General features: G+C 44.4%; 10 protein-coding genes and 2 pseudogenes. All 12 read left to right on the forward strand.

The window, feature by feature from the left end; translation table 11 throughout:
* Positions 1 to 26 precede the first annotated feature (26 nt).
* Positions 27 to 392 carry a hypothetical protein gene (locus MHB78_RS05295; protein ID WP_096892032.1) on the forward strand — a complete coding sequence of 122 codons (366 nt, stop codon included), beginning with the start codon at positions 27 to 29 and terminating at the stop codon, positions 390 to 392.
* Between the two features lie 209 nt (positions 393 to 601).
* Positions 602 to 5,068, forward strand: coding sequence for a phage tail tape measure protein (locus MHB78_RS05300; RefSeq protein WP_128748230.1), 4,467 nt, complete (start codon positions 602 to 604; stop codon positions 5,066 to 5,068).
* Positions 5,068 to 5,904, forward strand: coding sequence for a phage tail family protein (locus tag MHB78_RS05305; protein WP_128748228.1), 837 nt, complete (start codon positions 5,068 to 5,070; stop codon positions 5,902 to 5,904). Before MHB78_RS05300 ends, MHB78_RS05305 begins: the two co-directional genes overlap by 1 nt.
* A gap of 12 nt (positions 5,905 to 5,916) precedes the next feature.
* Complete coding sequence (locus MHB78_RS05310; protein ID WP_128748226.1) at positions 5,917 to 7,629, forward strand: phage tail protein; 1,713 nt, start codon at positions 5,917 to 5,919, stop codon at positions 7,627 to 7,629.
* Positions 7,630 to 7,663: 34 nt separating this feature from the next.
* Positions 7,664 to 10,228: a peptidase G2 autoproteolytic cleavage domain-containing protein gene (locus MHB78_RS05315; RefSeq protein ID WP_128748224.1), complete on the forward strand. Its 2,565-nt coding sequence runs from the start codon at positions 7,664 to 7,666 to the stop codon at positions 10,226 to 10,228.
* Positions 10,229 to 10,240: 12 nt separating this feature from the next.
* Positions 10,241 to 11,581 (forward strand): phage baseplate upper protein, encoded by a 1,341-nt coding sequence (locus MHB78_RS05320; protein ID WP_128748222.1) that lies wholly within the window; start codon positions 10,241 to 10,243, stop codon positions 11,579 to 11,581.
* Between the two features lie 14 nt (positions 11,582 to 11,595).
* Positions 11,596 to 11,898, forward strand: coding sequence for a hypothetical protein (locus tag MHB78_RS05325; protein ID WP_128748220.1), 303 nt, complete (start codon positions 11,596 to 11,598; stop codon positions 11,896 to 11,898).
* A complete protein-coding gene (locus MHB78_RS05330; protein WP_128748218.1) occupies positions 11,895 to 12,077 on the forward strand; it encodes an XkdX family protein in 183 nt (60 codons plus the stop codon). Before MHB78_RS05325 ends, MHB78_RS05330 begins: the two co-directional genes overlap by 4 nt.
* Positions 12,078 to 12,138: 61 nt before the next feature.
* Positions 12,139 to 12,408, forward strand: coding sequence for a hemolysin XhlA family protein (locus MHB78_RS05335; RefSeq protein ID WP_048407350.1), 270 nt, complete (start codon positions 12,139 to 12,141; stop codon positions 12,406 to 12,408).
* Positions 12,409 to 12,423: 15 nt separating this feature from the next.
* Complete coding sequence (locus MHB78_RS05340; RefSeq protein WP_128748216.1) at positions 12,424 to 12,687, forward strand: phage holin; 264 nt, start codon at positions 12,424 to 12,426, stop codon at positions 12,685 to 12,687.
* A 135-nt stretch (positions 12,688 to 12,822) separates the two neighbouring features.
* Positions 12,823 to 13,455: pseudogene (locus MHB78_RS05345) on the forward strand (N-acetylmuramoyl-L-alanine amidase); the annotation flags it as partial.
* A 111-nt stretch (positions 13,456 to 13,566) separates the two neighbouring features.
* Positions 13,567 to 13,821 (forward strand): annotated as a pseudogene (locus MHB78_RS05350) (peptidoglycan-binding domain-containing protein); the annotation flags it as partial.
* Positions 13,822 to 13,865 lie beyond the last annotated feature (44 nt).

A 13,865-nucleotide genomic window follows, 5' to 3' on the forward strand; every position in this document is an offset into this window, starting at 1 on the left:
TCAAACAAAATAAAGGAGGAATCAACATGGCTCAAAAACAAATTTCGGTGAAATTATGGTTTGAAAAAGAAGAAAAATATAAGACGTTTATTGCACCTCGTACTAATACAAAAACTTTGTATGAAGCTCTGGAGCTAGATGAGGCAGCCGCTAAAAATACCAACAGTATTAAGGAAGTGCTTAAGAGCCTTGAGGATCGTATGAAGTTCATTGTACGGGTATTCCGCAACCAATTTACTTTAGAGGAATTTCAAGAAGGTCTACAGTCTTTTGAAGTTTCAGACGAAGTAAGGCGAATCATGGGCGAAATTATGGGTTATGAGGAAGTTAAGGAGGAAGAAGATTTTTTGCCGGGAGTGGAAATGGAGGCCTTTCAGCAGAAAAAGGAATAGATCAGCTCAATGATATTTACGCTGCCCTTTTAAAGCAGGGTTGGACCATGACTGAAATTGACGAGATGGATATTTACCATTACTTAGAAGTCTTGGCACATGAAAATAAACCTAAAGTTGTTCCAATTGATCAAGTGTTTTTCTAAGGCAGGCTTAAACAGCCGGTCTTTTTTAGTTGAGTTTATGCCAGGGAAGCGGGGTGGATACATATGGCGCAACCTATCGGAAATATGATCGTTAAAGTAGGCCTTGATGATACCGGTTTTAACCGAGGAATTGAGGGCTTAAAGAGGCAAATGCGTTTAGCAAATTCTGAAATGAAAGCCTCTAGTGCTATTTATAAAGCGGCGGGCAATCAATCTAAATTTCTCCAATCCCAAGTAGAAGGTCTCAATAGCAAATATCGTATCCAGGGCCGATTAGTCGAAGAGCATCGAGCCAAATACGAGAAATTAGCAAAAGAAAAAGGGATCGACAATCGAGAGACCCAAATACAAGGCCGCAGGCTGAATGATGCTATTGCAGTTCACCAAAGCCTTGGAAACGAACTGCAACGCGTAACAAGAGAATTTGAAAACACGACAAACAGCACTCGCCGCACTTCGGGTGTTTTTTCTGTGTTCAGACGAGATTCAGGGAAAGTATCTGAAGGGCTAAACGCTGTTTATCATTCTGCTTCTAAGGTTGGAACAGCCCTTTCGGCTGTTGGCGCGGCTGGGACATTAGGGATCGGTGTAAGTGTAAAAGCCGCGGCTGATTTTGAAAAAGCCATGAGCCGTGTTGGTGCTTTGGCGAATGCCACAAACGACCAAATGGCTAAGCTGACGGAAACGGCGCGTCATTTGGGTGCAACAACTCAGTTTACCGACGGGGAAGTTGCAGAAGGAATGCAGTATCTTGCGATGGCCGGATATAAAACGAATCAAATTATTGGAGCTATGCCTGGTCTTCTCTCGACTGCTGCAGCCGGTCAAACAGATCTTGGGGTCACAGCTGACATCGTTTCTGATATATTGACGGAATTTCATATCAAAGCTGAAGATACAAACCGCGTTGCAGATGCCATGACGTATACGTTCACCAACTCAAACGCCACGCTTCAAGAGATCGGTCAAACGATGAAATATGCGGCTCCGGCAGCAAAAACGGCCGGACTCAGCATGGAAGAATTAGCGGCGGCAACAGGTATCTTGGCAAACAGCGGGATTAAGGCTGATATGGCAGGAACGGCTTTGCGGGCTACACTTACTCGCCTATCATCTCCGCCAAAACAAGCCGGAAATGCGATCCATGAATTAGGTTTGCAAGTAACTGATTCCACAGGGAAATTGCGTCCGCTTTCGGATATAATCGGCCAGATCAATGAGAAAACAAAAAATTATACCGAAACTGAAAAAATCCGTATTGCTAAACAGTTGGCAGGGCAGCACGCTCTTTCTGGATTTATTACTTTAATGCACGCAGGAAAAGACAAGCTCCAAGATTTCACCAAAGAAATTGAAAACAGCGGGGGCGCTGCGGACAGAGTAGCCAAAAAGCAAATGGATAACCTGGCCGGATCCATGGAATATCTGAAATCTGCTGCAAACAATGCTCTCATCACATTGGGAAATCAGTTTCTCCCTGTGATTCGTGCAACAACTGACGGCCTAACAAAATTCGTTACTTGGTTTGATTCCTTACCTCCTTCCATTGCGAGTACCATTGCGATCACTGGCGGAGCGGTAACTGTGTTTTCGCTTTTAGGTGGGGCCTTCTTATTTATTTTAGGTTCTCTGCCAAAGGTGGCAGCAGGCTGGAATATGTTGCGTACTGCCGGGAGCTATTTAACAGGCAATGTAAACCGGGCTTCAGCAAGTCTCAACGCTTATTCGGCAGAAGCTATTGCAGCGGGTGCAGCTTCCAGGACAGCGGCTGCAGGAATGAACACGACCTCCACGGCGGCGGCTGTAGCGTCTACAAGGATGGAACGTTTCCATCAATCAACCGCGGTAGCAACAACGAGAGTAGGACGGCTCGAGCAAGCATCTAGCAGAAGCTCAAAAGCCATGCGAGGGCTGGGCGGTGCTTCACGTGTTGCCGGGCTTGGTCTAAGTTTATTTGGCGGCCCCGTCGGGACAATCGCCGGTCTTATTCTTTCGTTTGCGCCTGAGCTCTTAAAATTCGGCGGAAATATTTTAAAGGTCGGGGCCAATGCAATTAAAGGCGCTGGCGGCTTCATGAAATTAGCGAAAAGTGGTTTTGGCCTTTTCAACATTCTCAAAAAAGGAGCGGGAGTTGTCGGCCTCTTACGTGGCGCATTGAGTTTGTTAGGTAGTCCTATTGGCCTTGCTATTACAGGTGTAACGCTTCTTACGGAAGCAGGTATGAACTATTATGACAACCTGAAGAAAAGGGTTCTTCCATCGACTATTGACTTTGGTAAAGGGGTTTCGAAGTCTACTGCAAAAGCTGTGAATGCTTATGAAGATATGAATACAAAAGTCACGGCTAAGCTTGAATATCTCCGTATAACCAATGCAAAAATCACCAAGAAAATAGCGGACGATGTCGCAACACAGTTTACAGCGATGGGAGAGTCTTTGAAAAATGGATTCCAAACGAGCACTGATTCAGCCACCAAGGTATTAAAGGAGTTTTTTGCGTCCAATGAGGAAATATCAGATAAATACGCGGCTAAGATTCTAAATAAAATTGGGGATGGAAACCAAAAGAAACAAAAGAAAATACAAGGATATGTGGATCGTGTAAATGAGATTTATCGAAACGCCGCAAAAGAACATCGTAAGCTTACAGATAAAGAAAATGAAGAAGTTACTAAAATTCAAGGGAAGATGCTCTCCCAAATGGAGACAGCACTTACCCGTAGTAAAGGTGAACAAACGAAAATTTCTAGAAAGTTGAAGGAAGAGTCTTCTAATCTTTCCGCCAAACAGGCAGCCGCTGTTGTGAAAAACAGCAACAAAGCAAAAGAAAAAACAATTAAAGCTGCCAAAGACCAATATAAGGCTGTAGTTGACGCGGCGGATGACCAATATTATGTAAAAAGAACAATTTCAAAGAAACAGCACGATTACATTGTTGAGAAAGCTGAAAGCCAAGCAGAAAAAACAATTGAACAAGCAAAAGAGACACATAAAGGCGTAGTCGAGGAGGCAAAACTTCAAGCTGCCGGCCATCTTGATCAGGTTGATATTGAAACAGGTGATATCCTTGATGAATGGGATCGTCACCTAATTGATTTAGCAGGGGTAATAAATCAGATCACCGGCTATATTAATAAAGTTCTTGAATTTCTGCACGCGCCAACGATTCCGGAGTGGAAACCCAAAGGCTATCAAGATACTTCTAAAATGCAAGTTGCACCTGGTGTCGCTTATGCAAAAGGAACGGACTTTCACCCTGGAGGGAAAGCGCTTGTCGGTGAAGAAGGATGGGAGTTGGCCCATACACCAGGCATAGGAACTTATGTTGTAGGGGCAGGCGGCCCGCAAATTTGGGATCTCCCACGAGGCACCTCCGTACTACCGCATGACCAGTCGAAAAAATTAGCGGCTTCGGGGTTGCCTGGATATGCAGGCGGAGTCGGGGACTTTTTCAAAAAAGCGATTGACGGCTCTAAAAAGATGGTTAACGGGGCTGTATCTTTTGGAAAAAGCGTCGTGGATAAAGTGGGCGATGTTAGCGCAACTGCAATGGACTTGATTACAAAGGGTCCCGGCAACTTAATCAAAAAACTGTTTAGTGGGCTGATCCCCTACAAAACTGGAAAAGGCATTGACTCGTTAGGGACCGGTATACTCAAGACATTGAAGGATGGGGCAGCTCAATTCCTGAAAGGTGTCATGCCGGATCCAGGTACATTTAAAGGAGCCGGCGGAACAAAAGCTGTAAACCAATGGGTGACTGAAGCAGTCGGCATCGCGGGTGTGCCGATTTCATGGATCCCGGGGCTTGTTACTATCGCCATGAAAGAAAGTGGCGGTAATCCTAACGCCATCAATTTATGGGATTCTAATGCGAAAGCTGGGCACCCTTCACAAGGGCTGATGCAGACGATTCCGAGCACGTTCAACGCGAATAAGTTTCCTGGACATAATAACATTTTGAATCCGATCGATAATATCCTGGCTGCCATTAACTATATCAAACGACGATATGGTGACATAAACAATCATCCGGGGTTAAAATCGATGGCACGAGGCGGCGGATATGTTGGATATGCAAAAGGCGGTATTTCGCCTGGCCGTGGTGGATCAAAATGGGCGATCTTAAATGAACGCGGGTATGATGAAACGACCATCACAGAGGATCCATCTTATCGGGAGCGCAATATTGGGCTATGGGCCCGTGTTGGTAGAAAGCTTGGCGTACTTCCGGATTTGCAGGATGGAATGATTTCAAAAGCGCTCCTCCTGCTTCAAAAAGTTTCGGAAAAGCCTGCACAGGAATTGGCCTCGCCTAAAGACTTTTCTGTGGACATCAGCCGTGTTGTGCAGAACCAAGAAAAACAGATCAGTATGATGGCAAAACAAATTGATTTTCTAAATAAAAATGTGCAGCTCTTGCAACAGATCCTATTAAAAGATAACAACACTTATCTTGATGGGAAGAAAATCGATCAATCATCCGGGGATCGGTATACTCGAACTTCATACTTGAATGGGGTGAGATAGTGGAATTGTACATTGACTATGATAATGGTTTAGGGGAGCAGAGTTTAAGCAGCCTGCTTCCTTTTTTTGAACCTTTAAGTTTTACACCTGAGTCACCAGGCATTGAGCGTGAAACAACAAATATCCCGAGAATAAATGGAGTCGTTTTGCCGCAGCATCCCCGTGACGTCAAATATACAGAAAGAAAAATATCAGTTGAAATCTATCTGAATTCAGTCATTGCCGAAAATTTTTATCAGTATCGACGGGAACTATACGCGGTTTTGGTTAAACCGTTCCCTTACTATATTTCAACCGACTTGTTGCCAAATCTCCGTTTTCGTGTCACATGTGATGGGAATTTCAGTATTCCAAAGGAAAAAGAAAAAAACCATGTTTCTTTTACTGTGGAATTTAACAACTACACTGGTTTAGCGGAGTCAAAATTCACTTCTTTAACAAAACAGAATTTTCACGGAGAATACTGGAGCCCAGGCATGAATATTCAGATGCACGACAACCTGGAATATGTGTTTAAAAATCGAAAAAGATTTCAGGTTTACAATACGGGGGATGCTTTTATCAATCCCATGCAGCATGACTACAGTGTGACCTTACGGGCTTCAGGTAAAAACGTGACGATCATCAACCATACAAATGGGGAGAAGCTGAAAATTGAACAGGAATTGAAAAAATCACAGCCAGTCACTTTTATAAAGCAGTATACCGTGATCAATAATAAGCCGGTTAAAACCTCCGGCAGGCTCCCGGGGCTTGATATAGGGAGCAATGATTTTGAAATACAGAATACCAATGATTTTGAAATCACTTTCGATACACGTTTCTATTACGCATAAGGAGCAAGTACAATGGCAAGATCAGATTTTATAAAAGAGATTGCACCAGACGCGCAGAAGATATATAAAAAGTATGATATTCTCGCGTCTCTCATTATTGCTCAGGCCTGTTTAGAGAGCGCATGGGGGACAAGCGGGCTCGCTCAGAAAGGAAAAAATCTATTCGGAATTAAGGGGACTTATAACGGGCAATATGTTCTCATGTGGACGACTGAATACGATCGGAAAGGGAATGCGACCCGGGTACAAGCCAAATTCCGCAAGTACCCATCCTGGTATGCTTCTCTGCAAGATTTAGCCAAACTTTATGTTAACGGAACAAGCTGGGATCCCGACCATTATAAAGCCATAGTAGGTGAAAAAGATTACAAGAAAGCGACAGCAGCCCTTGTAAAAGCCGGTTATGCTACAGACCCGGCTTATGCGACGAAGTTAAACAATCTAATTGAAACGTATAATCTTACACAATATGATTCTGTGGACGATATTCCTGTTGATCCTGATCAACCTGACACACCGATACCGGAGCCGGAATTTCCGAGTAAGGAGTATGACGGCAAAGACATCACAATCAATCAGAATTTGCCTTCAGATGTTGATTTTCCACAGCTGCATGTTTCAACGAAGGATGGTAAAAGTGTTGTTGAAATAACCGGGGTTTCCGTTGATCTGACGGACGATACGACAGGTAAGAAGAGTTTTACCTTCACGATCACAAAAACGCAGGAGAACGGCACAGAATTCGATTTATTGGTGAACGACAACATACTTTATCTGGATGAGAAAAAATTCAATCATCAAAAATACTATATTACGGATGTAGAGGTAAGGCAGGAAAATAATATCCTTACAAAAACCGTCACAGCAGCTCATATTTTTTCTGTTCTACTGATCAATAATTACGTGAATGATACCGTAACAAAGAAATTAAAGCTTAGAGAAGCGTTGGATATTGCTTTGAAAGATACAGATTTCAAATACATTCTGAGGGCGCCAGAAAGCGAGTTTCCAAGCGCTGATCATGAGAATTTTGGTGATAAAAACTCTACGGAATTGATGGATGAAATTATTGAAGATTATGAGCTTGAAATAGATGTCGATAATTACAAAATCTACGTCTATAAAAAGATGGGAAAGCGCATTGATTTTACTCTGGATTCCCGTTATAACATGCCAGGCATTACAATTAAAACAAGTTCCCAAAATAGTACCACACGAGCCTGGGGATACGGTGCCTTAAAAGAAGGCAGCAATAGTACTGACAAGGATCCAAAATATGAATTTGAACCTATTTTATATGTTCACCCTGATGAAGAGAAATTCTTAATTGAAGGAAAGCCGCGGTGGGCTGAACCGATAAAAGATGAAACAATAAAAAAATCCAGCCGCATGGTTTCTGCTCTGAAAAAGCATGTGAACCCTTATCCGGAAATGACGATCGAAGCTGATTTTCAAAAAATCTATGAGCCGAAACTTTTAGAAATTGAACAAGACTTCTGGAAAGGCGACACAATCCATGTCTTGGCCGATACAGCAGAAGGCATCACATTTGAAGATGATGTAAGACTGATTTCAATTCAGTACAATCCATTGGATCCATACAGCAGCCCGCAGCTGACGTTTGCAAATTTCCGAAAAGACATTCAGGACATCAATGTTGACCAGGCAAAAAGGTTAAGGGATCAAAAAAGATATATGGATCAGTTGTTTAAAACGCTCAGATAAGCGTTTTTTATTTTGTCAAAAAGGAGTGAGTAAGATGGTGCGGCTGACTAAAAACTACAATACGACTCGTAATTCCCTCTATGAATCGCAGTTAAGCGGGGACATGCAGAGTATTGAAAATGCGTTAAACGACCATGAATATAATTTGAAAAGCCATAGATCATCTAAAACTGCCCACACATCGGAACAAATCGACCACGGCGGTTTTTCTGTTGCTAACCGATTAAAAAATCTATATTCGCGGTTTACTAACCTGGTCGTGAATCACGATGGCAAAGATGTAAAAGAGGTCGTGGACGCCAGGGTGACAACTGACGGTGAAATTGCCCAAACATTAAAAGATCGGCTGGATTTGGAATTTAACCGGCTTGAACAGAAAATAAAACGGACGGTAAATGTGGACGATTTCGGGGCCGTTCCGGACGGAAAAACTGACAGCTCGGAGGCATTTAGAAAAGCAGTTGGTAATGGTCGTGTCCGCGTTGTTTTAAGTGCGGGGACATACATTGTTAAAGGAATCAAGCTCCCATCCTGGACCTATCTTGTCGGCCAGGGCAAAGGCGTGACAATTCTGCAATTACATGAGGACACACCGGCAAGCGAATGGGTGATTACAAACGCCGATTATGAAAAGGGGAATAGAAATATTTTCGTGCAGGGGATGTCGCTTGATTGGAACCCGGACAGGCAGGGCGGTGTCGGGGCTACGGGTGGCCAACATTCAAGCTGTTTAACCTTTGCAAATGTGAAGTTTGGCTGGGTAAAGGATGTTGAAGCTATTAACCCGGGCTTGCACGGTATCGATATAACAGCGCCCACATATGACCATCTGCCGTCCACACAGTATACAAAAGACGGCTGCCGTTATATTTGGCTTGATAACTGCGTCGCCTATGGGGCGGGGGATGACGGTATCACCACGCACTACAGTGAATACATTTTTATTTCAAATTCTTATTCGTTTGATCAACGCGGTACAGCTCACCCGAAAGGGCAGTCAAACTCAAACGGCATTGAAATTGATGACGGATCAAAACATGTTTGGCTAATCAATAACTTTACATCCGGCAATATCCGGGGTGTAGAAGTTAAAGCACATAAGGAATGGCCGGCAGCCCGAAACGTTCACGTCATTGGGCATGTGTCTTATCATGATGTGCGCTGCTTTGATCTACGACATATCGGGCATCACAAAGCAGAAGATCCGGAAAGCACAACGGCCTACGATGTCACCCTTACGGATTGTACAGCAATCGAACCAATATTCAATGATATGTATGAAGGACTTTCCCCGCGTGCGTTAGTGGTTTCAGCTTATAAAAACGTTGCTGTCAACAACTTTACTGCAATAGGTGATCCTTTATATGACTATAAGGATAACCCGGTCATTGCCTTGCAGTATCGAAGCCGAAACATTTCATTGAACAATATCACAATCAGGGGATTTAAAAAAGCAGGCTTTGATATTCGTCTTTATGGCGGCCCGCAAAAAACGGATAATGTCAACCTGTCCAATTTTGCATTTTATAAGTCGGCCAAGCAGGGAATAGGGATCGGCGGCGGGGTGTACTCCGTGAATATCTCAAATGGAATTATGGAAGGAGAAGGCGGGACCTACGGGATTACGTCGCCCAATTCACAGGCAAACATTAATAATGTGCAGACGTCCGGCTACTCCTACGCGGCCATGATTAAGGGGAACAAGTACAAATTTGTACCAACGAATTTCAAAGGAGGATTCCGAGGGGCGACGACTTCCGGGGCTCCTTTAGATCCAACAAGTGCGATTATTGCGGCCACAGGCGACAACATAGCAAAAGGCCCGCGGAATTTCATGGGTGGCGTTTCTGGCGGTTCTTCTACAGAAGGATCACGGCAGGCCATTATTGCAGCGAACAACTCACAAACGAAAGGGGACGGACCTGCAAGAGTGGTGATGGCTGCCCAGGCAGTTACTAATGATGACAGCTATTCTGTAGTTGGCGGATACGGCACCGGATCACCGTCGAAAAATAATATCAAATGGAAAATTGATTCTACAGGCGGACATATCCGGGGGGTAGGACGCGTGGAAAGCGTATCCGATTTTAAAGACCTTGCAGAATACTTTGAATCTAAAGATGGCCGTAAAATTGAATCCGGCTTCTTGGTGACTTTGGATGGTGACAAGATCAGGAAAGCTGAAAAAGGGGACAAGGTATTGGGCGTTATTTCCGAGACGGCCGGGGTCATTATGGGCGGTGCGGCTTTCTATTGGAACGACCGTTACCTTAGAAATGAATTTGGCGGCATTATCTATGAAACCATTAATGATAATGGTCGAGCAATCATAGTACCTATGGAAAATCCAAACTATAACCCTGACCTTGAATACATCCCGCGGGAAAAGCGGGACGAGTGGCATGTCGTCGGTTTGGTCGGTCAGGTATTTGTCAGAATTGATGAGACTGTCCAGGCAGGGGACTGCATCTTGCCTATAGGTGGCATTGGTACTAAATCAGAAGACGGCGAAGGCTTTTATGTGATGCGTATCAATCAGCCTTATTCCGCCGAAAAAGGGTATGGAGTCGCATTGGTCTTCATGCACCCACAGATGTAAGGAGGTTCAGCGATGATCTATAAGGAAGGCGAAATATCATTTGATATTAACGCGCGGAAAGCCGCAGCCAAATCTACCAATATACAATTTTTCACCCAGGACACGGGCAGCGCAAAGCTGTTTTTTTCTTTTACAAAAGACGGCGCCCCGTTGCCTCTGTCGGCGGTGGATGCAAAAATTGTCCTTCTGTATGCGGATGATTCGTTTTATAAACGCAGCTTGACCCTGACGGACAAGGTAAACGGGAAAGCTGAATACGTCCTATCGGATGAAGAATTGAAACATCATGGCCAGGTAAGGGCGGAAGTCAAGCTTTATTACACAAACGGTCAGGCGCTCGCGACAGTCTTTTTCACTTTCTCCATTGCAAAAACGCTTGAGGATCAGAACATTGTTCCGGTCGCAGAATATTACATCGATGATGTGGAATCGTTTAGGGATCAAATTAGCCAAACTCTCGAAGAGATAAAAGCGAGGTTTGATGAATTCGAGAACATCGAAACAAAAGCCGGCGCCCAAGAGAAGGCGGATGCGGCGGAAGCGAACGCAAAAGCTTATACGGATCAGCACGCAGCTAAAACAGACAACCCGCATAAGGTCACGAAATCCCAGGTCGGATTAGCTAACGTTGATAATGTGAAGCAGGCGGCAAAGACGGCTTTTGATACGCATGTCGCGGATAATGTACGGCATATTACGGCTGACGAGCGAACAAAGTGGAACGCGGCGCAATTAACAAAAATAACCGCGGATGACGCCGGAGTATCGCTCACGATAGGTGATGGTGATGATTTTTACGACAAGGTCACGAAAAACGGGAAACGATTCGGCACTTTTTACTCCACAGGTAAAGCGCAAAACATACCGACCACTCTCTCGGCAAGAGGGTTATTTCATATGACATCGACCATAAATGGGGTAGGATCGTACGGCTATGTCATAGCTGTTGATTGGAAAAATAACGTTTTTTCAAACTATGTAGACGGAACCCTCGGGTGGCAAGGCTGGCGTCGGTTTCTAACTGATGCGGATATATCTCCGACATGGAACTCCGTAAATCTCATAAACGGAGCTAAACAAGATTCGCTGTATCCGTTGAAATTTTCCGTTAGCAACAACGTTCTATGGTTGCGCGGATCTTTTGGAACATTGCCGGCTATCGGAACATCTGTCGCGAAATTTACAAATAAGCCGACGCAGACAGTCGATTTTGTCGTACCGACGATCGGGTCTTACGGAACTGCTCGGTTTTCGCTTACGACTGACGGTGATTTAAGGTATGACGGTATGCTGGCGAACGATGAAACGAAGGTAACGAGGGTGTCGTTTAATGAATCAATACCGTTATGGTAGAGGAGGGACGTATCATGCACGTTCTTTTTTACGATGAAAATTACAAATATGTTGGCGAAGATGATTTTTCCGGTGAAGAATTGCCGCCGAATAGCACGACCACCCCGATTCCAAAAGGATTATACGCTCCAAAGTATGATCCGGAAAAAGCCGAGTGGATCGAATCAGCAACCAAAGAGTATATAGAAAGTGTAACGCCGCCTGCGCCGGATCCGAACCCTACTGATCTGCTGAAAAAACAGAATGCTTTACTTTCCTTACAAATAGCGAAACTACAGGCAGATGTTTCAGCACTGAAAGGCGGCGGGGCTTCATGAAGTATCCAACTTTCTCAGATATAAAACAGTTTTATGATTGGGGGTGTTACACAGATGAAGAAATGCGGGAATACGTAAGAATTAACTGGATCACTCCGGCTGAATATGAAGAAATAACAGGCCGGAGTTATGATAAGCCCGCCGTCAGTGTGGACTTAGGTATGACAATCACCCTATAGGGTGTTTTTATTTTGCCTCGAAGGAGGTGAAAACGATGTGAGAACAGGAGGATTATGGGACATGCAGCAGACAAATGAATTGGACGTCTTCAAGCAAGAAATTACAGAGCTGAAAGCTGATCATAAAACGCTCGAACAGCGGGTGAGCACGCTGGAAAGGACGTCTGACCGTCACGATCAGCAGATCATTTCAATTAATGAAAAACTGAACAAGATCGAGGAAAACACAACTTGGATCAAGCGCAGCATCACCGGCGCGATCATTACAGCGGTCAGCACCGGCATCATTGGCGGCGCAATCGCTGTTTTTTATAATCTATTGCAAAAATAAGGAGGAAAACACATTATGAAAAACTTTGACAAAGGCACGGTCGTCCGGACGGTGCTTCTTTTTATTGCATTGGTAAACCAAACTTTGATCATGTTCGGAAAGGCAACTTTACCGATCGATGAGGACCAGGTCAACACGCTGGCAGACGCTTTGTATACGACTGGCTCCACAGTGTTTACCATCGTCACGTCTGTTATGGCTTGGTATAAAAACAACTATGTGACAAGCAAAGGAAAGCTACAGAAAGAAGTCCTGAAACAAAAAGGATTAACGAAATGAGGTTGCCGGCTGGTAGCCTTTTTTATTTAAAACAAAAAAGGAGTGGTTCAGATGGTTAAAGTTGTGAAGAACTATGTGAAGGTCAACAAGTATACCCGGCCGGGGTTGAAATTGTCAGGAGTCAAAGGTATTGTCATGCACTATACGGCGACGCCCGGCGCTTCTGCATTGAATGAGCGGAATTATTTCAATGGCACCTGTATTGCCGCAGAGCGTTACGCATCAGCGCATTACTTCGTCGATCGCAAGGAAGCGCAACTGATTATCCCTGAAAATGAAGTCGCATACCATGCACATGAGAATAACGGTTGCTATGTCAGTTTCTTAAAGCCGAATGCGAATAAGACGGCTATCGGTGTTGAAATGTGCGTCGAAAAAAACGGCAAGATTCACAGCGAAACTGTTCAGAATGCTGCTGAATTGGTTGCTGATCTATGCAAGCGTTACGGGCTTTCGACTGACAGAATCGTCCGCCATTATGATGTGACAGGCAAAAACTGTCCGGCGCCGTGGGTGAGCGATTCAAGCCAGCTCACAGCTTTTCGGAAAAAAGTCGACAGCCTACTTGGGAATAAAACCGTGTCAAACACGACGGCACCCACGAGCCAGTCGAGCAAATCAACAGGGGCGACTATCCTTAAAAAAGGATCATCAGGATCAAGCGTAAAGGCGCTTCAAAAACGTTTGATTGCTGCAGGATTCTCATTGCCGAAGTACGGGGCCGATGGTTCTTACGGGGATGAAACGGTGCAAGCTGTCAAAGCCCTTCAAAAGAAATCCGGGATTACAGCAGATGGAATTTATGGACCGGCTACCGAAAAGGCGCTCGCGGCCATTGAAGCGAAAAAGAAAAAATCATCATCAAGCGGCAAAAAATCATCCTACACGCTGCCGACCGGCATCTATAAGGTGAAAAGCCCACTGATGAAAGGAACGGCCGTCCGGCAGATTCAAGAGGCCTTAGCTGCACTTTATTTTTACCCGGACAAGGGTGCCAAAAATAACGGTATTGATGGTTATTACGGACCGAAGACGGCGAACGCGGTCAAACGGTTCCAGCTGATGCACGGTCTGTCTGCTGATGGTATTTATGGGCCGAAAACGAAAGCAAAACTTGAATCCTTACTGAAGTAATAAAAAAAGGCCTCTAAAAGGGGCCTTCTTTGTAGCTTTTTATA

The organism is Bacillus sp. FSL K6-0138 (assembly GCF_037982765.1).
GTDB classification, from domain to species: domain Bacteria; phylum Bacillota; class Bacilli; order Bacillales; family Bacillaceae; genus Bacillus; species Bacillus glycinifermentans.

What these genes read in the sequence shown, in the direction of transcription:
- MHB78_RS05320 (WP_128748222.1), top strand. Translation starts at nt 10,241, where the DNA reads ATGATCTATAAGGAAGGCGAAATATCATTTGATATTAACGCGCGGAAA.
- MHB78_RS05340 (WP_128748216.1), top strand. Translation starts at nt 12,424, where the DNA reads ATGAAAAACTTTGACAAAGGCACGGTCGTCCGGACGGTGCTTCTTTTT.
- MHB78_RS05300 (WP_128748230.1), top strand. Translation starts at nt 602, where the DNA reads ATGGCGCAACCTATCGGAAATATGATCGTTAAAGTAGGCCTTGATGAT.
- MHB78_RS05325 (WP_128748220.1), top strand. Translation starts at nt 11,596, where the DNA reads ATGCACGTTCTTTTTTACGATGAAAATTACAAATATGTTGGCGAAGAT.
- MHB78_RS05315 (WP_128748224.1), top strand. Translation starts at nt 7,664, where the DNA reads ATGGTGCGGCTGACTAAAAACTACAATACGACTCGTAATTCCCTCTAT.
- MHB78_RS05335 (WP_048407350.1), top strand. Translation starts at nt 12,139, where the DNA reads ATGCAGCAGACAAATGAATTGGACGTCTTCAAGCAAGAAATTACAGAG.
- MHB78_RS05295 (WP_096892032.1), top strand. Translation starts at nt 27, where the DNA reads ATGGCTCAAAAACAAATTTCGGTGAAATTATGGTTTGAAAAAGAAGAA.
- MHB78_RS05330 (WP_128748218.1), top strand. Translation starts at nt 11,895, where the DNA reads ATGAAGTATCCAACTTTCTCAGATATAAAACAGTTTTATGATTGGGGG.
- MHB78_RS05310 (WP_128748226.1), top strand. Translation starts at nt 5,917, where the DNA reads ATGGCAAGATCAGATTTTATAAAAGAGATTGCACCAGACGCGCAGAAG.